The 23,308-nt window shown below is 66.1% G+C and carries 24 protein-coding genes and 1 tRNA gene; 10 read left to right on the top strand and 15 right to left on the bottom strand.

Annotated elements, in window-relative coordinates; genetic code table 11:
* Positions 1-102: 102 nt before the first annotated feature.
* The 5 genes from pheS (at position 103) to AC07Q9_RS15435 (ending at position 4,669) form a co-directional block, all read left to right on the top strand.
* On the top strand, positions 103-1,179 hold the full coding sequence (gene pheS / locus AC07Q9_RS15455) for a phenylalanine--tRNA ligase subunit alpha (RefSeq protein ID WP_056579739.1): 1,077 nt from the start codon (positions 103-105) through the stop codon (positions 1,177-1,179).
* A 45-nt stretch (positions 1,180-1,224) separates the two neighbouring features.
* Entirely contained in the window at positions 1,225-3,666 is a 2,442-nt protein-coding gene (gene pheT / locus AC07Q9_RS15450; protein WP_495310542.1) for a phenylalanine--tRNA ligase subunit beta, read from the top strand.
* A gap of 2 nt (positions 3,667-3,668) precedes the next feature.
* Positions 3,669-4,043, top strand: a complete 375-nt coding sequence (locus tag AC07Q9_RS15445; protein WP_062473498.1) for an integration host factor subunit alpha — start codon at positions 3,669-3,671, stop codon at positions 4,041-4,043.
* A gap of 64 nt (positions 4,044-4,107) precedes the next feature.
* Positions 4,108-4,566: a MerR family transcriptional regulator gene (locus AC07Q9_RS15440; protein WP_495310540.1), complete on the top strand. Its 459-nt coding sequence runs from the start codon at positions 4,108-4,110 to the stop codon at positions 4,564-4,566.
* 26 nt (positions 4,567-4,592) lie between these two features.
* A tRNA-Pro gene (locus AC07Q9_RS15435) sits at positions 4,593-4,669 on the top strand.
* 222 nt (positions 4,670-4,891) lie between these two features.
* On the opposite strand, the gene AC07Q9_RS15430 is transcribed toward AC07Q9_RS15435, so the two are convergent.
* The gene (locus tag AC07Q9_RS15430; protein ID WP_495310538.1) at positions 4,892-5,209 is read right to left on the bottom strand and encodes a hypothetical protein; all 318 of its coding nucleotides are present in this window, start codon (positions 5,207-5,209) and stop codon (positions 4,892-4,894) included.
* 43 nt (positions 5,210-5,252) lie between these two features.
* On the opposite strand from AC07Q9_RS15430, the gene AC07Q9_RS15425 reads away from it, so the two are divergent.
* Positions 5,253-6,389: a terminase gpA endonuclease subunit gene (locus tag AC07Q9_RS15425; protein ID WP_495310806.1), complete on the top strand. Its 1,137-nt coding sequence runs from the start codon at positions 5,253-5,255 to the stop codon at positions 6,387-6,389.
* A complete protein-coding gene (locus AC07Q9_RS15420; RefSeq protein ID WP_495310536.1) occupies positions 6,371-6,697 on the top strand; it encodes a Mor transcription activator family protein in 327 nt (108 codons plus the stop codon). Before AC07Q9_RS15425 ends, AC07Q9_RS15420 begins: the two co-directional genes overlap by 19 nt.
* Positions 6,698-6,710: 13 nt before the next feature.
* Here the strand turns inward: AC07Q9_RS15420 and AC07Q9_RS15415 are convergent, their stop codons facing one another.
* Both AC07Q9_RS15415 and AC07Q9_RS15410 read right to left on the bottom strand, forming a co-directional pair.
* Positions 6,711-7,772 carry an LPO_1073/Vpar_1526 family protein gene (locus tag AC07Q9_RS15415; RefSeq protein WP_495310534.1) on the bottom strand — a complete coding sequence of 354 codons (1,062 nt, stop codon included), beginning with the start codon at positions 7,770-7,772 and terminating at the stop codon, positions 6,711-6,713.
* Between the two features lie 2 nt (positions 7,773-7,774).
* Positions 7,775-8,029, bottom strand: coding sequence for a hypothetical protein (locus AC07Q9_RS15410; protein ID WP_495310533.1), 255 nt, complete (start codon positions 8,027-8,029; stop codon positions 7,775-7,777).
* A 131-nt stretch (positions 8,030-8,160) separates the two neighbouring features.
* Between AC07Q9_RS15410 and AC07Q9_RS15405 the strand changes: the two genes are divergently transcribed.
* A complete protein-coding gene (locus tag AC07Q9_RS15405) occupies positions 8,161-8,523 on the top strand; it encodes a DUF6148 family protein (RefSeq protein WP_495310531.1) in 363 nt (120 codons plus the stop codon).
* 224 nt (positions 8,524-8,747) lie between these two features.
* Here the strand turns inward: AC07Q9_RS15405 and AC07Q9_RS15400 are convergent, their stop codons facing one another.
* From AC07Q9_RS15400 to AC07Q9_RS15345, 12 genes are all read right to left on the bottom strand, one after another.
* Entirely contained in the window at positions 8,748-9,959 is a 1,212-nt protein-coding gene (locus AC07Q9_RS15400) for a helix-turn-helix transcriptional regulator (protein ID WP_495310804.1), read from the bottom strand.
* 278 nt (positions 9,960-10,237) lie between these two features.
* Entirely contained in the window at positions 10,238-10,735 is a 498-nt protein-coding gene (locus AC07Q9_RS15395) for a MaoC family dehydratase (protein ID WP_495310530.1), read from the bottom strand.
* A complete protein-coding gene (locus AC07Q9_RS15390; protein ID WP_495310528.1) occupies positions 10,728-11,522 on the bottom strand; it encodes an SDR family oxidoreductase in 795 nt (264 codons plus the stop codon). Before AC07Q9_RS15390 ends, AC07Q9_RS15395 begins: the two co-directional genes overlap by 8 nt.
* A gap of 57 nt (positions 11,523-11,579) precedes the next feature.
* Positions 11,580-12,770: an acyl-CoA dehydrogenase family protein gene (locus tag AC07Q9_RS15385; protein ID WP_495310527.1), complete on the bottom strand. Its 1,191-nt coding sequence runs from the start codon at positions 12,768-12,770 to the stop codon at positions 11,580-11,582.
* Positions 12,767-13,939: an acyl-CoA dehydrogenase family protein gene (locus AC07Q9_RS15380; protein ID WP_495310526.1), complete on the bottom strand. Its 1,173-nt coding sequence runs from the start codon at positions 13,937-13,939 to the stop codon at positions 12,767-12,769. The genes AC07Q9_RS15385 and AC07Q9_RS15380 overlap by 4 nt, the downstream gene beginning before the upstream one ends.
* Positions 13,936-14,820, bottom strand: a complete 885-nt coding sequence (locus tag AC07Q9_RS15375) for an SDR family oxidoreductase (protein ID WP_495310524.1) — start codon at positions 14,818-14,820, stop codon at positions 13,936-13,938. The genes AC07Q9_RS15380 and AC07Q9_RS15375 overlap by 4 nt, the downstream gene beginning before the upstream one ends.
* Positions 14,821-14,833: 13 nt before the next feature.
* Complete coding sequence (locus tag AC07Q9_RS15370) at positions 14,834-15,988, bottom strand: acetyl-CoA C-acetyltransferase (RefSeq protein ID WP_495310523.1); 1,155 nt, start codon at positions 15,986-15,988, stop codon at positions 14,834-14,836.
* A 240-nt stretch (positions 15,989-16,228) separates the two neighbouring features.
* The gene (locus AC07Q9_RS15365) at positions 16,229-17,008 is read right to left on the bottom strand and encodes an SDR family oxidoreductase (protein ID WP_495310522.1); all 780 of its coding nucleotides are present in this window, start codon (positions 17,006-17,008) and stop codon (positions 16,229-16,231) included.
* Positions 17,009-17,065: 57 nt separating this feature from the next.
* Positions 17,066-17,839 (bottom strand): SDR family NAD(P)-dependent oxidoreductase, encoded by a 774-nt coding sequence (locus AC07Q9_RS15360; RefSeq protein WP_495310520.1) that lies wholly within the window; start codon positions 17,837-17,839, stop codon positions 17,066-17,068.
* A 76-nt stretch (positions 17,840-17,915) separates the two neighbouring features.
* Positions 17,916-19,496 (bottom strand): FadD3 family acyl-CoA ligase, encoded by a 1,581-nt coding sequence (locus AC07Q9_RS15355; RefSeq protein WP_495310519.1) that lies wholly within the window; start codon positions 19,494-19,496, stop codon positions 17,916-17,918.
* A gap of 180 nt (positions 19,497-19,676) precedes the next feature.
* A complete protein-coding gene (locus AC07Q9_RS15350) occupies positions 19,677-20,750 on the bottom strand; it encodes an alkene reductase (RefSeq protein ID WP_495310517.1) in 1,074 nt (357 codons plus the stop codon).
* A 17-nt stretch (positions 20,751-20,767) separates the two neighbouring features.
* Positions 20,768-21,391, bottom strand: coding sequence for a nuclear transport factor 2 family protein (locus tag AC07Q9_RS15345; protein WP_495310515.1), 624 nt, complete (start codon positions 21,389-21,391; stop codon positions 20,768-20,770).
* Positions 21,392-21,578: 187 nt separating this feature from the next.
* Here AC07Q9_RS15345 and AC07Q9_RS15340 point away from each other — a divergent pair, with 187 nt between their 5' ends.
* Both AC07Q9_RS15340 and AC07Q9_RS15335 read left to right on the top strand, forming a co-directional pair.
* Complete coding sequence (locus AC07Q9_RS15340; RefSeq protein ID WP_489058661.1) at positions 21,579-22,457, top strand: CoA transferase subunit A; 879 nt, start codon at positions 21,579-21,581, stop codon at positions 22,455-22,457.
* Between the two features lie 20 nt (positions 22,458-22,477).
* Positions 22,478-23,272 (top strand): CoA-transferase subunit beta, encoded by a 795-nt coding sequence (locus tag AC07Q9_RS15335; RefSeq protein ID WP_495310514.1) that lies wholly within the window; start codon positions 22,478-22,480, stop codon positions 23,270-23,272.
* Positions 23,273-23,308: the final 36 nt, after the last annotated feature.

Below are 23,308 nucleotides of genomic sequence, written 5' to 3'. Positions count from 1 at the left end.
CAGGTCGCCGTCTTCGGACGGCTTCTTGCGCCCACGGCTCAAGGGCTGGCGCTTGAAAAGGCTCCAGCTCTTTTTTATTTCCCCTCGAAGATTTTTGTTGCTATGAACGAGTTGGACTCCCTGGTCGACACCGCACGCGCCGCCTTCGCCGAAGCGAAAACGCCCGCAGAGCTCGAAAACGCCAAGGCCCAGTTCCTTGGCAAGTCGGGCCGCATCACCGAGCTGATGAAGGGCATGGCCGCGCTGAGTGTCGAAGAGAAGAAGTCCCGCGGCGCCGCGATCAACGTCGGCAAGCAGGCCATCGAGGCCGCACTGACCGACCGCCGCCAGCAACTCGCCGACGAAGAACTCTCGCTGCAGCTGCGCGCCGAAGCGCTCGACGTGAGCCTGCCCGGCCGCCACCGCGCCGGCGGCGGACTGCACCCCGTGAGCCGCACGCTGGAGCGCATCGAGGAAATCTTCTCGAGCATGGGCTTCGACGTGGCCGACGGCCCCGAGATCGAGAGCGACTGGCACAGCTTCACCTCGCTCAACAACCCGCCGAACCACCCGGCGCGTTCGATGCAGGACACTTTCTACGTCGACCTCAAGGGCGACGACGGCATTCCCTACAACCTGCGTCCGCACACCAGCCCGATGCAGGTGCGCTACGCCCACCAGCACACCAAGAAGTACGCGGCCGAATTCGCCGCTGCTGCCGCCGACACCACCGGCACCGTGAAGGCGCCCGAGATCCGCGTGATCGCGCCGGGCCGCACCTACCGTGTCGACAGCGACGCCACCCACTCGCCCATGTTCCACCAGTGCGAAGGCCTGTGGCTCGGCGAGAACGTCAGCTTCAAGGACCTGAAGGTTGTCTTCACCGACTTCTGCCGCACCTTCTTCGAGCGCGACGACCTCGTGCTGCGCTTCCGCCCGAGCTTCTTCCCGTTCACCGAGCCGAGCGCCGAGATCGACATCCAGTTCGCGAGCGGCCCGTTGGCCGGCCGCTGGCTCGAAGTCGCCGGCTCGGGCCAGGTGCACCCGAACGTCGTGCGCAACATGGGCCTGGACCCTGAGCGCTACATCGGCTTCGCCTTCGGCATGGGCCCCGACCGGCTCACGATGCTGCGCTACGGCGTGAACGACCTGCGCCTCTTCTTCGACGGCGACCTGCGTTTTCTCTCGCAGTTCCAGTAAGCACGTCCTTTCCACAGATAGAAAAACCAGATCGAGATCGAAGAGATGCAATTCCCGGAATCCTGGCTGCGCGAGTTCTGCAATCCGCCCCTCGACAGCGCCGCACTGGCCGAAACGCTCACCATGGGCGGCTTCGAGGTCGAAGAGCGCCGTCCGGTGGCGCCGCCTTTCACGCGCATCGTGGTCGGCGAAATCAAGGAAGCCGAGCAGCACCCGAATGCCGACCGCCTGCGCGTGTGCCAGGTCGACGTGGGGCAGGGCGCCTTGCTGAACATCGTGTGCGGAGCGCCCAATGCGCGCGTCGGCATCAAGGTGCCGTGCGCCCTCGTCGGCGCCGAACTGCCGCCGGGTGAAGACGGCAAGCCCTTCCTCATCAAGCTGGGCAAGCTGCGCGGCGTCGAGAGCCAGGGCATGCTGTGCTCGGCGCGCGAACTGAAGCTGAGCGAAGACCATGGCGGCCTGCTCGAACTCGACGCAGACGCCCCCATCGGTGCCGATGTGCGCGACGTGCTCAAGCTCGATGACGCGCTGCTCACCCTCAAGCTCACGCCCAACCTGGCGCACGGCCTCAGTGTGTACGGCGTGGCGCGCGAACTCGCTGCGCTCACCGGTGCACCGCTGAAGACGCCGGCCATCGCGCCCGTGGCCACGTCGTTCTCCGACGTGCTGCCCGTCAAGGTCGAGGCGCCCGACCTGTGCGGTCGTTTCTCCGGCCGCATCGTGCGCGGCGTGAACACCAAGGTCGCGACGCCGGCCTGGATGGTCGAGCGCCTCGCGCGCTGCGGCCAGCGCAGCGTGACGCCGCTGGTCGACATCTCGAACTACGTGATGTTCGAGTACGGCCAGCCCAGCCACATCTTCGACCTCGACAAGATCCACGGCGGTCTCACGGTGCGCTGGGGCAAGGCGGGCGAACAGCTCAAGTTGCTCAACGGCACGACGATCACCGTCGACGAAAAGGTCGGCGTCATCGCCGACGACCGCGAAGTCGAATCGCTCGCCGGCATCATGGGCGGCGACGCCACCTCGGTGACCGACGACACGCGCAACATCTACGTCGAGGCTGCCTTCTGGTGGCCCGAGGCCGTCCAAGGCCGTTCGCGCCGCTTCAACTTCTCGACCGACGCCGGCCACCGCTACGAGCGCGGCGTCGATCCGAGCCGCACCGTGCAGATCATCGAGCGCATCACGCAACTGGTCGTCGAGATCTGCGGCGGCGAAGCCGGCAAGATGGACGACCAGACGCTGCGCCTGCCCGAGGCCGCGCCCGTCACGCTGCGCGTGGCCCGCGCTGCGCGCGTCATCGGCATGCCGCTGACGCAGGCGCAATGCGCCGATGCGCTCCACCGCCTCGGTTTCGCGATCACCGAAGGCGAAGGTACGCTGACCGTCACGCCGCCGCCGCACCGCTTCGACCTGCTGATCGAGGAAGACCTCATCGAAGAAGTGGCGCGCCTGATCGGCTTCAACAACCTGCCGACCACCGCGCCGCTCGCGCCCATCACGGCCCGCGTGCGCCCCGAAGCGCAGCGCAGCCGCTTCGCGGTGCGTCGCAGCGTTGCAGCGCTGGGTTACCAGGAAACCATCAACTTCAGTTTTGTCGAAGCGCACTGGGAGCAAGACCTCGCGGGCAACGCCAACCCGGTCAAGCTGCTGAACCCCATCGCCAGCCAGATGAGCGTGATGCGCTCGTCGCTGCTCGGCTCGCTGCTGCAGGTGCTCAAGTTCAACCTCGACCGCAAGGCACCGCGCGTGCGCGTGTTCGAGCTGGGCCGCGTGTTCCTGCGCGACGACAGCGTCGTCACCACCGACAGCACCGTGCGCGGCGTGAACCAGCCCATGCGCGTGGCGGGCCTGGCCTGGGGCGATGCCGAGGCGTCGCGCTGGGACGGCAAGCCGCAGCGTGTCGATTTCTACGACGTCAAGGGTGATGTCGAGGCGCTGCTCGCCCCGCGCGTGCCGACCTTCGAAGCGGCCGAGCATCCGGCGCTGCACCCCGGCCGTTCGGCCCGCGTGCTGCTGGACGGCCAGGCCGTCGGCTTCATCGGCGAACTGCATCCGCGCTGGCGCCAGAAGTGGGACCTCACCCAAGCGCCCGTGCTGTTCGAACTCGACCTCGACGCCGTCACGGCGCGGCCCGTGCCCGTGGCGCAGCCGGTGCCCAAGCACCAGGCCGTCGAACGCGACATCGCGGTGGTCGTGGCCGAAGCGGTGTCGCACGACGCGCTGATGCAGGCCATCCGCGCGGGCGCGTCCGCCTCGGGCCTGCTGCGCGATGCGACGCTGTTCGACATCTACCGTCCGCAGCCGTTGCGCGAAGGCGCCGTGGCCGCGCCGGGTGCGCTGGCACCGGGCGAGAAGAGCATGGCCGTGCGCCTGACCTTCCAGAGCGATGCCGCCACGCTGACGGACGAGCAGGTCGAACCCGCTGTCCGTGCAATCGTCGAACAACTGGGCGCCACCCTGGGCGGCCGCTTGAGAGGATGAAGATGAACGCCGCCGAATTCACGCTCGAAGCCCTCGAAACGCCGGCGCTCACCAAGGCGCATCTGGCCGACCTGCTGTTCGAGCAGATCGGCCTGAACAAGCGTGAGTCGAAGGACATGGTCGAGGCGTTCTTCGAGCTCGTTGCCAGCAGCCTGATCGAAGGCACGGATGTGAAGATCTCGGGCTTCGGCAACTTCCAGATCCGCGTGAAGGCACCGCGTCCCGGGCGCAACCCGCGCACCGGCGAAGCCATTCCGATCGGCGAGCGCCGCGTGGCCACCTTCCATGCGAGCGCCAAGCTCAAGGAGCAGATCCAGGGCAGCATCGAGCCGCAGGGCGGCACTTCCGAAGTCGAGTGGAGCCTGGGCGCGGAATAGTGCTTGGTGCTGTGCGGCCGCGTAGAGTAATCTATGAGGTTTCCCGCGCACAGTCTTGATTTCAATGGAGAAAACGCTCCCGCCGATTCCCGTCAAACGCTACTTCACCATCGGTGAGGTCGGCGAACTCTGTGGCGTGAAGCCGCACGTGCTGCGCTATTGGGAGCAGGAGTTCACGCAGCTGCGCCCGATGAAGCGGCGCGGCAACCGTCGCTACTACCAGCACCACGAGGTGCTGATGATCCGCCGCATCCGCGACCTGCTCTACGACCAGGGCTTCACCATCAGCGGTGCGCGCAACAAGCTGCAGGAACTCACGCAGGGCGAGCGCGACCGCCGCAAGGCAGGCGAAGTGCCGCTCGAAGGCCAGGAGGCCATCGAGATCGGCCAGGAAGAATTCGACGCCGCCGTGCAGGACGAACCGGGGCCCGCCGCGGCCACGCAGACCGTCGACCTGTCGCAGTTGTTGCACCTTCGCCGCGAACTCTTTGAAATTCGTGAGCTGCTGACTGTCGGACACTGAATTTAGCCCGCTATAATCGAGAGCTTCGGTGTGTGGCGCAGCCTGGTAGCGCACTTGCATGGGGTGCAAGGGGTCGAAGGTTCGAATCCTTTCACACCGACCAATAACAATAATGAAATCAACGGCTTAGGCGTCAATCGCCTAGGCCGTTTTTCTTTGCGTCTGACAAATGAGGGGGGCTGACAAACCCAGCGATTTTCATCCCTCTCCACACCCCCCAATTGCAGATGACAAGGGGGTCCCGACGGGCACCTTGCGCCGGTACACGCGTTTCGTCACCTTGACGTCTTCGTGGTGCAGCAGCTCCTGCGCGGCAACGTCCGAGTCAGCGTCTGAGGCCGCCTTCGCACGCATGTCGTGGAACGTGATCTCCCGGGCCGCCAGGCCGACGCACCACGCGCCACAGGCTCTTGAACGCTTCCTTGCCGTACGGGTTGCCCTGCTTCGTGATGAACAGGTAGTCGCTGGGCAGACTGGCCGCGCCGCCGCGGTTCTTCTTTCGCAGCTCGAGAGCGCGCGTCAGTGCTCGCCAGAGGTCGGGCGTCATGGCGTAGGTCTTCGTCACGTGGCCCTTTTCGTTGCGCTTCTTCATCACGCGCAGTTCGATGCGGTCTTCGCAGAACGCCAGAACCGTTCTGGACATGGTCATCGGCGTGTCGGCGACGAGCCGCACAAAGCGGTGAACGCTGGCGTGTCGTCGGCAAGCCTCACGGCCATGGCTGTGGGCGGCGGACCGCGGTGAGTGGGTTGCACGTTTCCCGGAGCGCAGCATCCGCGGGTACCGCGCGAGCTTCCTTTACTACCGATTCGCCCTCGGCCCGCGCTGGGCCGAGATGGCCCAGGTGTGGGTCGATGTGCAGGGCGACATCGCGGCGATCAAGACCTTCATGAACGACCGCCGCGCCGAAGCCTGGGAAGACCCGGCCATGCGCTCGGTCAAGCAGAACGCCATCGCGGAGCGCGCCGAGCCCTACCGGCTGCGCTTCGCACCCGCCGGCGTGCTGCTCATCACAGCGGGCGTGGATACACAGGACAACCGGCTCGCGGTGCAGATCGTTGGCTGGGGCCGTGGCATAGCCTTCTGGGTCATCGACTACATCGAGCTCATGGGCGACCCTGCCGACGACGCCGTGTGGGTCAGCCTCACCGAGCTACTCAACAAGCCGATCGCGCACGACTGCGCTGCCACGATGCGTGTGGAAGCGGTCGCCATCGACATGATGGGCCACCGCACCGAGGCGGTGAAGGACTATGCGCGTCGCCGACAGATCCGGCGACCCATGGCCATTTACGGCGCGAAGCACAACAACGCGCCGGTGATGGGCAAGGGGAAGCTCTCGGACGTGGACTGGCGTGGCCGCAGCGACGAGCGGGGCGTGATGATTTACCAGGTGGGCACGGTCGCCATCAAGCACTGGCTGTTCGGCCGGCTGTCTACCGATGCCGACCGCACCGTCGAGCAGCGCCTCACGCACTTCAGCGATGAGCTGGAGCTAAGCTATTTCGCGGGCCTCGTGAGCGAAACCTACGACCCTCGAAAGAATGCCTTCGTCAAGCGGCGCGGTGCGCGAAACGAGCCACTCGACACGTGGGGCTATGCCTATGCGGCCACACACCATCAGGAATTGCGCCTCCATCGTTGGACCGGTGCCGACTGGCAACGTGCCGCGGAGCGCCTTCAGGCTCGCGCTGGTGCACACGACCCAGTCGCGGCCGTCGAGCCGCATGCGGCCACTGCCCCAGCGCCCGCGACTATCCTCCGGCGCCAGGCGAGGTCGGCGCCTTCTTCTTTTGCGTCTGATGAATGGAGTTCAAGACTTTGACACAACCGTTTGATTTCTTGTCGCTTGGACAAAGTGAGGATGCCGCCGTGCAACTTGAAAATGACCTCGTTGAAATCGTCCGCGAAGAGATCGGCATGCACGGGGAGATCGCCACAATCTTCGCGCAAGCCCTCGTTCGCGGAATGCGAAAACGTTTGGGCGGTCAAGAGGTTTACATCCCCTCGCCGAATCGGTCAGAGCGCGATGCTGCGATTCGCCGTGAATTTAATGGTGCCAACTTGGAGGCGTTGATGAGAGCTCATAACCTGAGTAGAACCCGAATTTATGAAATTGTCGGATCCAAATAAGTGCGCGCTGTCGCTAATTGATCCAGTCGTCCAAGTTGAAAAAATCGGAGTTCATCGAGCGGATTTTTGCGTGAGCTATTGCGACTCCGACGCTTGTGAGAGTAAAAGCTTTGGCCGCACTAGTATCCCAAAATTCCATGATTCCTTTCATGCTGGGGGTCATTGAGATAAGTAGATTGGATAATTCCTCGCTGTTCATTTGATTTTTTGAAAACAAGGATCGAATCACAGCGCCATCGGCTTCGGATATGTTGTCTAATTTAAATTGCTCGTCCAGCTGATCCTCGTTCAAAATCTTGACTTGCATTTTTGATGTGTCATTTAAGCATTGAACGAAATATTTTTGCTTTAGACGCGGACTAAGTGTGATGCTTGTTAATTCATTTGCATCAAATCCTTTTGAGAATAGGCCGTAGTAGTACTTTCCAAAGAAATTTTGAAACCCATTTTCGAGAACCGTCACTGTGCCACAGCCAGCAAACTCCATATGCTGAAACGTACCTCGGTTGTTGGGTAGTTGCGGGAGCAATGGAGCAAGGTAAAGCTCTAAGAATTCCTCGCGAAGCTTTTGGTGATTTCCAATGTGACGAAGCGTGCAATATCTGACAACGAATATAAGAGCAAGAACTGCGATCTGACCGCTTGTGAGTTTGGGGGCGGTCGCAATCGCTTCATTCAAAACCATTTGTACAAGGTCTCGTTTCTCATGGTGCGATCTTGCTACCAAGAGCTTAACCAGTGTATCCTTTAAATCCTTTTCTCCGGAACGAGCGAAATCACGTTGTGCCGATAGAAGTGTGAACTGAAGGTCTGGATCATCCGCGTTGTTTGGGCCAGCAGGATTTTCTTTCTCTAGCTGTGTGAAGTATTCGTCTGTGATCTCTTTTGCTCTTTCTTTTGCAGTTTCGGCGGCAACTTTGGCTAAGCGATAGAAATTTGCTTCGAATACATCGAGCGCGACTGTGCGAGCGTCCGTGTAGGAAAGTCCATTTGTTGTTATTGTGACGCTTCCGTGAGATTGAATTGCAGTTCCCCCGCCGTCAACTACTTGATCTTGATTTGGTTTGCTCAGCATCTTTATTTCTTGTTTTGACCGTTGAAGTCACGAATATTGACGTCGCCTTTTGACTGAATGCCTATGCCATTTCCGCTGATGTGTTGAGTTTGTTCTTTTGGTTTTTCCTCTTTGGAGGGGACTAAAAAGCTTCCTAGCAAAGCAGCAAGCGATCCGAACGCAGCAATCACGGGCTCCATCGAGCGATTTCCCCAAAGCCAAATGCAGGATGCAAGAAAAGCAGCCGAGGAGACAATTTTTATGATCAAACGCAGCATGTTGTTTCCAAGAAATTGAGTGGTTGTACTGATTGTCACGTTTTCGTAACTGAATGCCGCAGGGCGGGGCGCGCCACTTAGTCCGGAATTTCCCCTAGAAACCGGACTGAATCGCCGATAGCTTTGGGGCTATGAGTACCTCCACCGACATGCTTGCAGCCTACTTGGCCGCCGAAGCCGACATCCTCCTTGGCAAGACAGTGGCGTTCCAAGGCCGCACCGTCGGTTACGAAAACCTCGCGGAGATCCGTAAGGGACGCGCCGAATGGGAACGCCGGGTTGCCAACGAGCGCAACGGTGGCCGTGGTGGTCTCTCCTTTTCTGTTGCCTGCTTCGACGGAGAGGGGAGGGGGAGGGACGTCGCGCGAAAGCTCATCCTGAGAGTTTCAGCGCATGTGCGAGAGCCCACTGCTTGCGTATGGCGCCTCGGCCGAACCAGGCACTGTCAAGGCGGTACCCGCAACTTCAGCTCAACGCGATGGCGAGCCAATTGAATGAGAAGCCGCGCCAGACGCCTGGCTTCAGACACCGGCGGAGACGTTTGGCGAATGCGTTGCAGCGACCGGTTGAATCCAGCACCAGCTGCAGTCGTTCAAGTGCCTTGTGCCCGACGCCGGCTTTCCCTTCGACCTGACGTTGGACATGCGTGTCGCGGCAGCCGGCCCGGTGAGGTGTGCCTGTGCTCGAGCCCGAGGGACCGCGTTGGCAACGCGGCGTTTCATCCCATCGACAGGCTGCTGAGAATCAACCGCACCAGCATGGTCTGTCGGGTCACGCCGGTCTTCGAGAAGATGGAGCGCAGGTGCGCGCGCGCGGTGTTCTTGCGGATGCCGAGTTCTTCGGAGGCCTCTTCCAGCGTCTGGCCGTTGGCCAGCTGCATGGCCAGCGCGGCTTCGGCGGGCGTGAGGTCGAAGAGGTTGCGCATGATCTCGTGCGAGGCCTCGGACTTGCGCTCCGGGTCGCGGATCATCACGGCGACCGAGGGGCGGCGCTTGCCTTCGGACCAGGCGTTCAGCGGGATCGCACGCACGATCACGCCGAGCTTGGCGCGACCTGACGGCCGAGTGATGGCCAGGGCCGCGGCGACGGCGGGCTTCCACTTGGTCGCGGTCGACAGCGCCTCGGTGATCAGCTGCTGCAGCTCGCGGTCCCCCTGGCGGTAGTCGGCCTTGATGGCGCCTTGCGACATGCCGAGGCCGTCGTTCTCCTTGAGGATCTCCGAGGCGATCGTCGTCATCTTCAGGAGCTTGCCGGCCTCGTCCAGGATCACCATGCCCAGTTGCATGCGGTCGACCGTGCCCGCGTAGAGCTCGCGCTCGGTCTCCAGCACGTCCCCCTGCGAATGCAGATGCACCGCGAGCTTCAGGTGCGGCAGCAGGATCTTGAGGAGTTCGCGATCGGTGCCCGAGAAGCGCGCCTGCGTGTCCGAGCGGCAGATCCGGAAGTGGCAATCCAGGATGCCGCCGTCGTGGGGCAGGGTGTGAGGCTGGGTGTGCCCGGAGGCATGGAAGTCGAAGCCCAGCATCTGGCCGATGTTCTCCGGCTCCAGGAACTGCTTGTAGAACTCGCAGGCCTTGAGGTCGGCCTCGTTGATCACTTCATCGAGGCTGAGCACGCGGTCCAGCGGCAGGTTCACGAAGGGGTCGATGGCGCAGGCGTACTGGTCGTAGGCGGTGGCGATGCGGACCGGAAAACCCTGCTTCCACACCAGCACCAGCCCGTAGCGGTCGATGACCGGCCGGCGCAGGACCAGGGTGACCCAGTTGGCGTCCAGCAGGCGCCCGACCTCGCTGAGCAGGCTCTGCCAGGGCACGGTTTCGGTCGAGCCGTGATAGACCAGGCGCACCAGTTCGCTGAATTCCGACAGCGAAAGAGGAATGGCAGCGCCCGTGCCCACCGGCGCCTGCACAGGCTTGTCGTTTTCTTCCACTTTCAAGCCTCGGTTGGTACGAATCAGGGCGAGCGAAGGTGAAAATTTTACAGGCGCCTGCCGTTCCAATGTAGTTCGAAAGGTTTCGATAAAGCGATCGTCCGGCAGGGGGCGGGCTTGTGCGTGGAGGGTGTTCATGGGGCCTCGATCTACCGTCTCTTGAAACACGAAACCGGGTGCGGCTGTTCGAGCACGGGGGCATTTCCGGTGCCGGGGTTCATTCGGCAACGCCCCTGTTTCCTTCGCGAACGCCGGGCTCGATCATGGGCTTGGGCGCCTCAGAAGTAGTAGCGGTTGAGGCTGTCCACGACGCAGGCCGGCCGCTCGCTGCCTTCGAGTTCGACGGTGACCTGGATGACGCACTGCACGCCGCCGTCCCCCAGTGGCGTGACGGTGAGCATCTTCCCGCTGCCGCGCAGGCGCGAGCCGACCCGCACCGGCGCCGGAAAGCGCACGCGGTCGCTGCCGTAGTTCAGGCCCATGCGCATGTCGACCTGCAGGATCTGCGGCATGAAGAGGTTGGCGAGCGACAGGGTCAGGTAGCCGTGCGCGATGGTGGCGCCATACGGCCCGGCGGCGGCCCGCTGCGGGTCGACGTGGATCCACTGGTGGTCGCCGGTGGCGGCGGCGAACTGGTCGATGCGCTCCTGCGTGATGCGCAGCCAGTCGCTGCATCCCAGGGGATGGCCCGCCGCCGCGACCAGCGCCTGTGCCGAGGCGAAGACGGGGCGTGGCGGTGCCTCGCCGGAAGCGTTCAGGCCCTGGGCGTCATGCATGCTGGCTGCTCGCGGAAAGGACTTCGCCGACCAGGTAGCTGGCGTAGTCGCTGGCCAGGAAGACCATGACGTTGGCCATCTCCCAGACCTCTGCGGGGCGGCCGAACGCTTCGTTCTGCGCCAGCCTCTCGAGCATGTCCGCCGGCGCCACCTTGCGCAGGAAGTCGTGCATGGCGATGCTCGGCGCGATGGCGTTGATGCGCACGCCGTACTCGGCGGCCTCGAGCGCGCTGCAGCGGGTGAGGGCCATCACACCGGCCTTGGCGGCGGCGTAGTGCGCCTGTTCTTTCTGCGCACGCCAGCCGACCACGGAGGCGTTGTTGACGATGGCGCCGCTGCGGCGGGCCTGCATGGGCCCCAGCATGGCGCGGGTCATGCGGAAGGTGCCGGTCAGCGTGACGTCCAGCACCTGCTGCCATTCGGGGTCGCTCATGTCGACCACGCGCCGGGAGCCGCCCAGGCCTGCGTTGTTGATCAGCACGTCGGTGCCGCCGAGCTTGTCTTCGGCCGCCGCGACCAGGGCCTGCACCTGGTCTTCCTGCGTCACGTCGCACAACTGGGTGTGGATGTGGCCGTGGCCGGTTTCGGCACGCAGTTTTTCGGCGGCTTCCTCGAGCCGGCGCGGATGGATGTCCGAGATCATCAGCGCGCGGCAGCCTTCTTCTGCGAAGCGGCGTGCCGCCGCGTAGCCGATGCCGGCACCGGCCGCGGCGGTGATCAGCACGGACTTGCCCTTGGCCAGGCCGTGTGCGGTGGTGGGGTAGGGGGGAGGAGAAAGGGGGACCACGGGGGCTCCTGCTGTGGATGGGGCGTGAAGGGAGAGTGCGGAAACCGGCGGTCGGCCTCAGCGCGCCGGGCGCGGTTCCTTGGGCATGCCCAGGGCGCGTTCGGCAATGATGTTGAGCTGGATCTCGCTGGTGCCGGCGACGATGGTGTCCGAGCGGCTGAACAGAAAGATCTGCTGCAAGCGCGTGCGCGAGAAGTCGTCGATGAGGATGTCGCCTTCCAGGCCGAGCACGTCCATGGCCAGCTTGCCGAGGTCGCGGTGCCAGTGCGACCAGTAGTGCTTGTTGATGTAGGCCTCGCGCGAGAGCTCGCCGCTCAATTGCGCGGACATCGTGCGCAGCGTGTTGTAGTGCATCACCTTCAGGCCCAGCGCCGCGTGGCCGATGCGCGCGCGCAGCGCGGGTTCCTGATCGGCACCGTTGGCACGGGCCGCGTCGCACACCAGGGCCAGCTGGTGCTCGAAGTGCATCTGCTGGTCGATCCACGACAGGCCGCGCTCGAAGCCCAGCAGGGCCATCGCCACTTTCCAGCCCTCGCCCGGTGCGCCCACGGCGTGCGCCGCCGGTGTGCGCGCACCGTCGAAGAACACCTCGTTGAATTCGCACGTGCCGGTGATCTGCCGGATCGGGCGGACTTCGATGCCCGGCTGGTCCAGCGCGACCAGCAGGAACACCAGGCCCGAGTGCCCGCGCGAGCCGGCCTCGCAGCGGGCCAGCACGAAGATCCATTGCGAGTCCTGCGCCAGCGAGGTCCAGACCTTCTGCCCGTCGATCACCCATTCGCCGGTGTCGGCATCGAGCCGGGCGCGGGTCTGCACGTTGGCCAGGTCGGACCCCGCGCCGGGTTCGGAATAGCCCTGGCACCAGTAGTCGGTGCCGGCCACGATGCCGGGCAGGAAGCGGCGTTGCTGCTCGGCACTGCCATGGGCGATGAGCGTCGGCCCCAGCAAGGTTTCACCCAGGTGGCCCATGCGGCCGGGGCCACCGGCGCGTGCGTACTCTTCGTGAAAGATGATCTGGCGCGCGACGGAGAGTTCGCGCCCGCCATGCGCGCGCGGCCAGCCGATGCAGGTCCAGCGGCCGGCGGCCAGCAGTTGTTCCCACGCCTTGCGCAGCTCGGGATAGGCGTCTTCGTCGCCAGGGCCGCCGCGGTGGCGCAGGCACGCGAAGCGGCCCACGAGGTGGGTCTGCATCCATTGCGCCACTTCGGCGCGGAACGCCTCGTCGGTGTCGGTCGTTGCAAGGGTCATGGTGTGCAAGAAAGGTTTCGGGCGTCGCCCAGCAAGGTGGCGGCCGCGCGTTCGCGCAGGAGGTCGGGGGTGCCCAGCCATTGGGCGCCGGCCTGTGCGCGCTTGAAGTACAGCTGCGGGTCGTATTCCCAGGTGAAGCCGACGCCGCCGTGCAGCTGGATGGCTTCCTGCGCGCAGAAGAAGAAGGCATCGGACGCAAAGGACTTGGCGCACGCCGCCTCCAGCAGGAGTCCGGCGGTCGTCACGTCTGCTTCGGAGGCCGCGCGTGCGGCACCGGTCACCGCGGAGCGGGTCGACTCGATGCGCACCATCATCTCGGCGCAGCGGTGCTTCACCGCCTGGAACGAGGCGAGCGTGCGGCCGAACTGAACGCGTTCGGCGACATAGGCCAGCGTGAGGTCCAGGCACTGCTGCGCGCCGCCCAGTTGCTCGGCGGCCAGCGCGATGGCCGCCAGCGCCTCGGTGCGCTGCAGCGCCGTGGCAACCCGGGCACCCTCGGCGACCAGCGCCTCGGGCGGCAACTGGACTTCGGGCAGCACCACCTCGGCGGTGCGGCGCGTGAGGTCCATGCCCCGGTGTTCCGTGGCGCGCAGGCCGGGCGTGCCGGCCGGCACGGCGAACAGCGCAGGTGCCTGGTCGAGCAGGGCCGTGACCAGCAGCAGCTCGGCCTGCGCGCCGTCGGGCACGTGGCGAAAGCTCCCCTCCAGCACGAAGCCGCTGTCCGTGCGCCGGGCGATGGCGGTCACGCGCGCAGGGTCCCAGCTAATGCCGGTTTCGCCGAAGGCCAGTGTGGCGCGCAGGGTGCCGTCCGCGATGCGTGGCAGCCAGGCTTCGCAGGCCGCGGGGTTGCCGCTTTGCTGCAACGCGGTCGCGGCCAGGCACACGGTGGCGAAGTAGGGCGAGCAGACCAGGCGGCGGCCCATCTGTTCGAGCAGCAGCGCCACCTCGACCCAGGACAGCGCCAGGCCGCCGCAATCTTCGGCGATGGGCAGGGCGCACCAGCCCATTTCCACGCCCATGCGCGTCCACAGCGCGGGATCGAAGCCGCGTTCGGATTCCATGGCCTGTCGCACGGCACCCGACGGGCTTTGCGCTGCCAGGAAGTCGGCGGCGGCGTCGCGGATCATGCGTTGGTCCGCGCTCAGGCTGAAGTCGACATAACCGCTCATGCGCCGTACACCGGTTGCGGCGTGGCCGCCTCGGCGATCAGCGCGTCGATCACCGGCCCCAGCTCGGCCGGTTCCCATCGCGCGCCCTTGTCGCGCAGCGCACCCACGCGCCACCCGTCGGACAGCGACACCTGCCCGCCCGAAGCCTCGAAGACGCGTCCCGTGATGTGCGCGGACAGCGGGCTGCCCAGGAACACCACCAGCGAGGCGACGTTGGCCGGGTCCCAGAAGTCGAAGCTGTCGTCGGTGGGAACCCGCACCCTGGCGGCCATCTCTTGCGTGCTCTGGGTCATCGCGGTGCGGGCCGCGGGCGCCAGGGCGTTCACGCTGATGTCGTAGCGCCGCAGCTCGGCGGCCTGCACCAGCGTCAGCGCCGCAATGCCGGCCTTGGCGCAGCTGTAGTTCGATTGGCCCACCGAGCCCTGCAGGCCCGCGCCCGAGCTGGTGTTGATGATGCGTGCATCCACGGATGCACCGGCCTTCTTGCGGTCTCGCCAGTGGCGTGCCAGCGTGTTGGACAGGCAGAAGTGGCCGCGCAGGTGAACGCGCATGACCTCGTCCCAGTCCTCGTCGCTCATGCTGACGAACATGCGGTCGCGCAGATTGCCTGCGTTGTTGACGAGGACATGCACGTCGCCGAAACGCGCGATGGCCTGCGCGACGATGTCCTGCGCGCCCCGCATCGTGGCGATGTCGTCGCTGTTGGCCAGCGCCTGGCCTCCGGCCGCGGCGATGGTGTCGGCAACCTCCTGTGCCGCCTCGAGGCGGATGTCGTTGACCACGACCTGTGCGCCGGCCTCGGCAAAGGCCAGTGCATAGGCACGGCCCAGGCCGCCGCCGGCGCCGGTGATGATGACGGTTCGCTGTTCGCAAATCTTCATGGCAGGCGGCTCCTCAACCCAGGCGTTCGATGATGGTGACGTTGGCCTGCCCGCCGCCTTCGCACATGACCTGCAGTCCGTAGCGGCCGCTGCTGCGCTCGAGTTCGTGCAGCAGCGTGGTCATCAGCTTGGCGCCGGTCGCGCCCAGGGGGTGGCCCAGCGCGATGGCGCCGCCGTTCACGTTGGTGCGTTCCGCCGGGTAGCCGGTCTCCTTGTGCCAGGCCATGACCACCGATGCGAAGGCTTCGTTGATCTCGACGCGGTCGATGTCTTCCAGCCGCAGGCCGCACTTCTTCATCGCCGCAGCCGTTGCCGGAATGGGCGCGGTGAGGTGCCAGATGGGGTCGTCGGCCAGCACGCTCATGTGATGGATGCGCGCGCGCGGCGTGAGGCCGTAGCGCTTCAGCGCGCGCTCGGACACGACCAGCAGGGCCGCCGCACCGTCGCAGGTCTGGCTCGACACGCCGGCGGTGATGCCCGGGTACTCGGGCGCGACCGGCTCCAGCGTCGCCATCTTTTCGAGCGAGGTTTCCCGCGCCGTCTCGTCCATGGCAAGGCCCGCGAGCGGCACGATCTCGCGCGTGAAGCGGCCTTCGGCGATGGCGCGGCGCGCGCGTGCATGGCTTTCCAGCGCGTAGACCTCCATGTCCTGGCGCGAGCACTGCCACTTGTCGGCAATGATCTGCGCCGCATAGAACTGGTTGACCGGCTGGTTGCCGAAGCGGGCCGTCCAGCCCTGGCTGCCCGAGAAGGGGTCGGTGTAGCCGAGTGCCTGGCCCGCGCTCATGGCGTAGGCGATGGGCACCATGCTCATGTTCTGCACGCCGCCGACGGCGATGACGTCCTGCGTGCCGCTCATCACCGCCTGCGCGGCGAAATGCAGCGCCTGCTGCGACGAGCCGCAGGCCCGGTCGATCACGGTGCCGGGCACATGCATCGGCAGGCCGGCGGCCAGCCACGAGGTGCGGCTGATGACACCGGCATTGGGCCCGACCGCATCGACGCAGCCGAAGATCACGTCTTCGTAGTCTTCCGCCGGCACGGCGTTGCGCTCGACCAGCGCCTTGAGGACATGGGCGCCGAGGTCGGCGGGGTGAACACCGGACAGCGCGCCACGGCGTTTGCCCGTGGGGGTGCGCAAGGCGTCGACAAGATAGGCTTCAGTCACTGGGTCTCCGTCACGTACTGGTTGATGGCTGGTGTGGGCCATTCTTCCGGGCGGGATCGGTGCATGCATCGTCCATCGGGACTAGGAGTGACTGGTGGTGAACGCTGTGCACGCGCGAAGACGAAAGGGCGCAAAGGCGCAAAGGCGCAACGGCCGCAGGGCTCGTTCACGCATGCGCCGCTTCACGCACCGCGAGCAGCCATCGACTGCTCGCAGTGCGTGAAGTCGACGCGGGTTTGCTCAGCCCTGGTTGACGTTGGCCGCCGTCAGGAAGCCCGGCCGTTCGCCGCCGCCATGCACCAGCAGGCTCGTGCCCGAGACATAGCTGGCGCGCGGGCCGGCAAGGAAGACGCAGGCGTCGCCGATGTCCTGCGGCTGCGCCAGCCGCTGCGCCGGAATGGTCGCGGCAACGGCCGCAATGCCGGCGGCATCGCCGTAGTGCAGCGCCGACTGCTCTGTCTCCACCAGCCCGGGGCTGACCGCCACGACGCGGACCTTGGGCGCCCATTCGATGGCCAGCGAACTGGTCAGGCTGAGGATGCCGGCCTTGGCCGCGGCGTAGGTCGCGGTGCCCGGCTGCGCGCGCGTGGCGGCAACGCTGCCGATGAACTCGATGACGCCGCCTTCGGCCTGTTGCTGCATCACGGCATTGGCCTGGATCGCCAGCGTCAGCGGCGCCATCAGGTTCAGCCGCAGGATGGACTGGTGAAAGCGCGGCGACCCATCGCTGGCATAGGCAAAGGGCGTGCCGCCCGCGTTGTTCACCAGCACGTCGAGCCGCCCGTGGTCCGCGACGATGGCCGCGACCAGCGCCGCCGTGGCATCGGTGTCGACCACATCGCAGGTGTGGAACTGCGCGCTGCGGCCGTCCGACTGCGGCAGCGAGGCGGGCGTCTTGCGGCCGCACACGATCACCGTGGCGCCGGCGTCCATGAAGCGCTCGCTGATGCCCCGGCCCACGCCCTGTGCGCCACCGGTGACCAGCACCACCTTGCCTGCAAGCTCTTGATTCGGATTCATGTCGTACTCGCTCTCTCGGTCTCTTCGTTGGGGTGTGGCCCGATGCGCCGGTTGTGGTCAGACACCGAAGCCGCCGGCCACCGGGAGCTGGTGGCCGGTGATGTAGCTGGCGCGGTCCGAGGCCAGGAACACCGCGGCATGGGCGATGTCCTCGGCCTTGCCGATGCGCTTGAGCGGCACCGCATCGATCGTGTTGCGTTCCCACTGTGCATCGAAAACGCCGCGCCGTTGCAGCTCCAGGTGCATGCCCGCGTCGATGACGCCGACCAGCACCGAGTTGGCCCGGATGTTGAAGCGTCCCTCTTCACGCGCCACGCCGCGCACCACCGCCTCGTTCGCGGCCTTGGGGATGACCGACAGGCCGTCCCGCGCCGGCCAGACCACCTCGCCGGCCGAGCCGATGTGCACGAAGGAGCCGCCGCCCCAGGCCCGAAAGCGCGGCAGGGCCGCCTGCACGGTGTTGAAGAAGCCCGACACCTCTTCCGTCAGGGCGCGCTGCCACTGGTCGCGCGTGATGCGGGAGATGTAGACCTGCTCGGTCACCGCGGCGGCGCTGAAGACGATGGTGTGGATGCGGCCGTGCTGCTGCGCGACCGTGTCGATCAGCGCGACGATGGCCGCGCCATCGGCCGTGTCCAGCCGGTGCACGCTGGCGCTGCGGTCGTGCGCCCGGACCTCGTCGGCGGTCTGCTGCGCCGCTGATTCACGGGAGAAATAGGTCAGGGCGACATCGCTGCCGGCACGCGCGAATTCGCGGCAGATGCTGCGGCCGATGCCGCCGCTGCCGCCGATGACCAGGGTGACGCCGGAGGGAAATGCAGAGGTTGTCATGAAGGTGCTCGGGAAGAAGAAAGCGGGGGTCCTGAGGGTTCATGTCGCGTCGGAACACCAACCCGTCGAAGGCGTCTCAGTGGCCGCTGGCCACCGGCAGCTTGCGCAGTTCGCGCTTGAGCACCTTGCCGCTGGCGTTGGTCGGCAGCGTCTCGACGAAGTCGATGAACTGCGGCACCTTGTAGTTGGCCATGTGGGCGCGGCACCAGGTGACGAACTCGCCGGATTCCAGTGGCACGCCGGGCTTCCTGACGACGAAGGCGCGGCCGACTTCGCCCATGCGTTCGTCGGGCACGCCGATCACCGCGATCTGCGACACCGCCGGATGCCGGCTGGCCAGGCGCTCGATCTCGGCGGGGTAGCAGTTGAAGCCGCCCGCGATGTAGACGTCCTTGACCCGGTCGGTGATGCGCAGGTAGCCGTGCGCATCGAGCGTGCCGATGTCGCCCGAATGCAGCCAGCCGTCGGCATCGATGGCCTGCTGCGTGGCGCCCTCGTCGTCGAGGTAGCCCAGCATGACGTTGTAGCCGCGGATCAGCACCTCGCCCGGTTGGTCCGGCGGCTGGGTCTGGCCGTCGGCGTCGACGATCCTGATCTCGACGTCGCGGATGGCGCGCCCTGCCGTGGTGGCCACGGTGTGCGCATCGTCGTCGGGCGCACTCAGCGCGGCCGTGCCGCAGCACTCGCTCAGGCCGTAGCCGGTCAGCACGGTCTTGAAGCCGAAGTCGCGCCGCATCGACTCGATCAGCGAGGGCGGCGTGGAGGTGGAGCCGGTGATGGCGGCGCGCAGGCTGCTCAGGTCGGTGGCCGCGAAATCCGGGTGGCTCAGCATGCTGTAGTAGATCGTCGGCGGCCCGGGCAGCACGCTCACCTTGTCGCGCGCGATCGTGCGCAGCACCTCGCCTGCATCGAACACGGCGACCGGCATCAGCGTCAGGCCGTTCATGATGCCGACCATCCAGCCCGACTTGTAGCCCATCGAATGGAAGAAGGGGTTGACCATCAGGTAGCGGTCCTGCGGCACCAGGCCCATGACCTGCGACCAGTCATCCATGGTGCGCAGGTTCTGCCCGTGCCCGCACTTGACGCCCTTGGGGTGGCCGGTGGTGCCCGAGGTGAAGATCACGTCGGAGACCATCTCCGGCGTGACCGACAGGGCCCGTTCCCGCGCGGCCGCTTCGCTGACCGACTCGCCGCGGGCGATGAAGTCTTGCCAGCCGGTGTCGCCGTCTTTCGCGCCGTGAATGACCAGGATCTTTTCCAGCGACGCCGGCAGGTGGCCCGCCAGCAGGTCGGGGTAGTGGACGCCCAGGAAGTCGCCCGTGGACAGCAGCAGGCGCGCGCCACTCTTCTCGAGCACATAGCCGACCTCCAGGCCCTTCATACGGGTGTTCACCGGCACCACCACCGCGCCCACGCCGAGGATGCCCAGCGCGGCGACGATCCACTCGCGGCAGTTGGGCGCCCAGATGGCCACACGCTCGCCGGGCGCGATGCCCCAGGCCATCAGGGCGCGGCTGGCGGCCAGCACCATGCGGTCCAGTTCGGCATAGCTGGTGCGCACGCCCCGCTCTTCGATGGCGCTGTGGTCCGGGTGGCGCGAGACGGTCTGCGCGAAGGCACGGGGGATGGTGGGAATCGGTGGCAGCAGGGACATGGTGCAGAGGAGGAGTGTCTTGGAGGGGCGCAATCGCGAGGGCGAAGGGGGCGTGAAGCCCTGCAACCGGCCATCGCAGGATGGCTCCATTGTGGCGAGTGCCCCTGCTGCAACATCGTTCAATCGGACTAGGATTCGCAGCTTTTTTCAGTCTGTTGCCAGGCCCGGCGGCCCGCTGGTTCAAGGCAGGCAGGGATAGTCCGTATAGCCGGCGGCGCCGGGCGTGTAGAGGGTCTTCGGGTCGAAGTCCGCCAGCGCGGCGTTCTCGCGCAGGCGACGCACCAGGTCGGGGTTGGCGATGAAGTGCCGGCCGAAGGAGACCGCTTCGCCTTGCCCCGCCCGCAAGGCCTGGCGGGCGTCGCCGCCATCGAAGCCGTCGTTGAGGATCAGCGGCCCTGCGAAATGCCGGCGTGCCATCGCGAAGGCATCCAGTGTCGGCAAGGGCGAACGCATGATGTGCAGGTAGGCCAGCTTCAGCGGCGAGACCACATCGAGCAGGCCGCCGCAGGTTTCAAGGGGCACGTCATCCGTCACGTCGTTGTAGGGGCTCGCCGGGCGGATGCGCAGCCCGACGCGGTCCGCGCCGATGGCCGCGGACAGGGCCTGCAGCACCTCGACCATGAAGCGGCGGCGGTTCTCGGCGCTGCCGCCATAGGCGTCCTCGCGCAGGTTGGTGTTGGTGGCCAGGAACTGCATCGGCAGGTAGCCGCTGGTGCCGTGCAGCTCCACGCCGTCGAAGCCTGCCTCCAGTGCCAGCGCGGCCGCCTGCGCGTACTCGCGGATCACGCCGGCAATCTCGTCCAGGCGCAGCGCGCGCGGCATGTCGAAGCCGGCCGGGCCGACCGCATCGGTGAAGATCCGGCCGCCCGCCTGCACCGCCGATGGCGCCACGGTTTCGGCCTCGGCCTGCTTGTTGTGGTGGCTGGCGATGCGGCCGACGTGCATGAGCTGGGCCACGATGCGCCCGCCCTCCGCATGCACCGCCGAAGTCACGCGACGCCAGGCCGTGGCCTGCTGCGGCGTGTGCAGTCCCGGCGTGCGGCAGTAGCCCTTGCCGGCGGCGCTGGGTTGCACGCCTTCGGTGACGATCAGGCCTGCCGTGGCGCGCTGGCGGTAGTACGCGACATGCAGGTCCGTGGGCACGTCGCCCTCGGCGGCACGGCTGCGCGTCATGGGTGCCATGACGATGCGGTTGGACAGCGCGATGGCGCCCAACTGAAGAGGCTCGAACAAGGGATCGGGGGCGGGCGTCATGGTGCTTGTCCTGCTGGCTAGCGCACGCGGATCTTCGGTTCCGGTGCGCCGCGGCGCATGGTCGCCAGGAATTGCTCCAGCGGCGCAGGCGCTGCCACGTCGGCCGTTTCAGCGCCCGGGGGCTGGGCCCAGAATTCTTTCCAGCTGGGCCACAGCGCATGCCAGCTGCCTTCGTAGGGCTCGCGTCCCGGCCAGCGCATCTTGCGTTCGCCGATGGGCGGCTTGTTGAGGTCGGTGGCGTACCAGTAGCAAGGCAGGCGCCGGCGAAACAGCCAGCGGCCGTCGATGCGCTCGTAGTCGTCCCAATACAGCATCTGCATGATGACCCAGTCGCCGCCGGCCTCGTGCTCGTTCTTCGAATACACGACACCGTGCGCGCGGTCGGGGCTGGTGAACTCGATCACATGTCCGCCCAGGTGGTGCGAGGTGCCGCTGAACTGCTGGCGCAGGGTCTGGTCGACCCATGCCTTCAGGTGCGCACGGCCCACCTTGTCGCGGCTCACGCGGATGTCCGGTGCGAACAGTCCGACGTGGGCATCCACGTCGCGCATGTCCAGGGACAACGAGTACTTGGAAACGAGGAATCGAATCTCCTCGATGGATTCCAGCCGATCGACACGTGCAAGAAGCGCTTCCGTCATGAACCGGGTTTCTCCGTCAGTCTGTCAATGAACCGCGGCCATTCTGGTTCGCGCCCTGCGCGGCCGGCATCGTCCGATGAGACTACGGGCAGGCTCGAAAGACTTCGCACACGCGCGTAGTCTCATCGGACGATGTGTCCCGCAAGGGGGCTCCACAGAATCGACGCACAGATTCAAGGAGCCAAGGATGAACAAGCAGTTGGGGTTGGATGCGGTCGCTTCGCATCTGCGAGACGGCATGACGGTGGGCATCGGCGGATGGGGCCCGCGCCGCAAGCCGATGGCGGTGGTGCGCGAGTTGTTGAAGTCGCCGGTCAAGGACCTCACAGTCGTGGCCTACGGCGGCCCGGAGGTCGGCATGCTGTGCGCCGCCGGCAAGGTCCGCAAGCTGGTCTACGGCTTCGTGACGCTCGATGCGATTCCACTGGAGCCGTACTTCCGCAAGGCCCGCGAGGCCGGCGCGCTGGAGGTCTGCGAACTGGACGAAGGCCTGCTGCACTGGGGCCTGCGCGCCGCCGGCATGCGGGTACCTTTCCTGCCGACGCGCGTGGGCCTGGGCAGCGACATCCTGACCTACAACCCGTCCTTCAAGACGGTCCAGTCGCCGTATGCCGACGGCGAGGTGCTGCTGGCCATGCCGGCACTGGCGCTGGACCTGGCCCTGCTGCACGTCGACACCGCCGACCGGTTGGGCAACACCCACATCCACGGGCCGGACCCCTTCTTCGACGACCTGTTCGCGCGGGCAGCGAAGAAGACCATCGTCAGCTGCGAGGAGATCCACGACCGGCTGGACATCGCCCGCCCCGAGGACGCCAAGGCCAACCTCTTCGAGCGCAACCTGGTCACCCACGTCATCCACGCGCCCTTCGGCGCGCACCCCACCTCCTGCGCACCGCGCTACGGCTGGGACATGGGCCACCTGAAGCAGTACGTCGCCAGCGCGAGCCAGGCCGACGGCTGGAGCGCCTACGGCGAACAGTTCCTGCGCGGCGACGAGGCCGCCTACCAGTCGGCCGTCGGCGGCGTGCAACGCATCGGCGCCTTGCCGATGCCGATTTTCTGATGCGAAGACAGGACCTTGAGATGAGCCAGACTTCTTCTTTCACCTTGGCCGAATTGCTGATCAGCGCGGCGTCCGAAGCCTGGCGCGGCAACGGCGAGCTGCTCGGCTCGGGCATCGGCACGCTGCCGCGCATCGCGCTGGGCGTGGCCAAGCTCACCCATTCGCCGGAACTTCTGATGACCGACGGCGAGGCCTACCTGGTCGAGGAGCCCATCCCGCTCGGTCCGCGCGGCGACTGGAAGCCCCGCTTCTCCGGCACGATGACCTACGCGCGGGTTTTCGACTGCGTCTGGAGCGGCAAGCGCCATGCGCTGGTCGGCCCGACCCAGATCGATCGCTGGGGCCAGGCCAACATTTCCTGCCTGGGCGATTTCCACAAGCCCAAGGTGCAGATGCTGGGCTCGCGCGGCTTTCCGGGCAACAGCATCAACCACGCCAATTCGATGTTCGTGCCGGCACACAGCCCCCGCGTCTTCGTGGCCGGGGAGGTCGATGTGGTCGGCAGCGTCGGCTACAACCCCGCGCGCTGGCTGCCCGGCATGAACCGCGATGCGGTGGACCTGCGCCTGATCGTCACCGACCTGTGCGTCATGGATTTCTCGGGCCCCGACCACGCCATCGCGGTGAAGTCGCTGCACCCCGGAGTCAGCTTCGAGCAGGTGCAGGCCGCCACGGGCTTTCCCTTGCTGCGTGCCAAGGACTTGGGCGTCACGCCCGCGCCGACCGACGAGCAGATGGCCTTGATCCGCCAGCTCGACCCGCACGACCTGCGCGCCGGTGTTCTCAAGGACAACCCGCCCGGAGTGCGTGCATGAGCGTCGCCTTTCAGTGCGCGGCGTCACTTGCCGCCG

It is taken from the genome of Variovorax sp. GW821-FHT09A10, from assembly GCF_059418385.1.
The sequence above is the reverse complement of the archived record's forward strand: the minus strand, read 5'-3'. Positions and strand labels throughout refer to the sequence as shown.

Excerpts from the sequence above, each read along its gene's own strand:
- pheS (WP_056579739.1), top strand. The coding sequence starts at position 103 with ATGAACGAGTTGGACTCCCTGGTCGACACCGCACGCGCCGCCTTCGCC.
- AC07Q9_RS15340 (WP_489058661.1), top strand. The coding sequence starts at position 21,579 with ATGAACAAGCAGTTGGGGTTGGATGCGGTCGCTTCGCATCTGCGAGAC.
- AC07Q9_RS15385 (WP_495310527.1), bottom strand. The coding sequence starts at position 12,770 with ATGACCCTTGCAACGACCGACACCGACGAGGCGTTCCGCGCCGAAGTG.
- AC07Q9_RS15415 (WP_495310534.1), bottom strand. The coding sequence starts at position 7,772 with ATGCTGAGCAAACCAAATCAAGATCAAGTAGTTGACGGCGGGGGAACT.
- AC07Q9_RS15375 (WP_495310524.1), bottom strand. The coding sequence starts at position 14,820 with ATGAAGATTTGCGAACAGCGAACCGTCATCATCACCGGCGCCGGCGGC.
- AC07Q9_RS15410 (WP_495310533.1), bottom strand. The coding sequence starts at position 8,029 with ATGCTGCGTTTGATCATAAAAATTGTCTCCTCGGCTGCTTTTCTTGCA.
- AC07Q9_RS15395 (WP_495310530.1), bottom strand. The coding sequence starts at position 10,735 with ATGCATGACGCCCAGGGCCTGAACGCTTCCGGCGAGGCACCGCCACGC.
- AC07Q9_RS15355 (WP_495310519.1), bottom strand. The coding sequence starts at position 19,496 with ATGTCCCTGCTGCCACCGATTCCCACCATCCCCCGTGCCTTCGCGCAG.
- AC07Q9_RS15445 (WP_062473498.1), top strand. The coding sequence starts at position 3,669 with ATGAACGCCGCCGAATTCACGCTCGAAGCCCTCGAAACGCCGGCGCTC.
- AC07Q9_RS15430 (WP_495310538.1), bottom strand. The coding sequence starts at position 5,209 with ATGTCCAGAACGGTTCTGGCGTTCTGCGAAGACCGCATCGAACTGCGC.
- AC07Q9_RS15365 (WP_495310522.1), bottom strand. The coding sequence starts at position 17,008 with ATGAATCCGAATCAAGAGCTTGCAGGCAAGGTGGTGCTGGTCACCGGT.
- AC07Q9_RS15405 (WP_495310531.1), top strand. The coding sequence starts at position 8,161 with ATGAGTACCTCCACCGACATGCTTGCAGCCTACTTGGCCGCCGAAGCC.
- AC07Q9_RS15380 (WP_495310526.1), bottom strand. The coding sequence starts at position 13,939 with ATGAGCGGTTATGTCGACTTCAGCCTGAGCGCGGACCAACGCATGATC.
- AC07Q9_RS15420 (WP_495310536.1), top strand. The coding sequence starts at position 6,371 with ATGGAGTTCAAGACTTTGACACAACCGTTTGATTTCTTGTCGCTTGGA.
- AC07Q9_RS15440 (WP_495310540.1), top strand. The coding sequence starts at position 4,108 with ATGGAGAAAACGCTCCCGCCGATTCCCGTCAAACGCTACTTCACCATC.
- pheT (WP_495310542.1), top strand. The coding sequence starts at position 1,225 with ATGCAATTCCCGGAATCCTGGCTGCGCGAGTTCTGCAATCCGCCCCTC.
- AC07Q9_RS15335 (WP_495310514.1), top strand. The coding sequence starts at position 22,478 with ATGAGCCAGACTTCTTCTTTCACCTTGGCCGAATTGCTGATCAGCGCG.
- AC07Q9_RS15360 (WP_495310520.1), bottom strand. The coding sequence starts at position 17,839 with ATGACAACCTCTGCATTTCCCTCCGGCGTCACCCTGGTCATCGGCGGC.
- AC07Q9_RS15350 (WP_495310517.1), bottom strand. The coding sequence starts at position 20,750 with ATGACGCCCGCCCCCGATCCCTTGTTCGAGCCTCTTCAGTTGGGCGCC.
- AC07Q9_RS15345 (WP_495310515.1), bottom strand. The coding sequence starts at position 21,391 with ATGACGGAAGCGCTTCTTGCACGTGTCGATCGGCTGGAATCCATCGAG.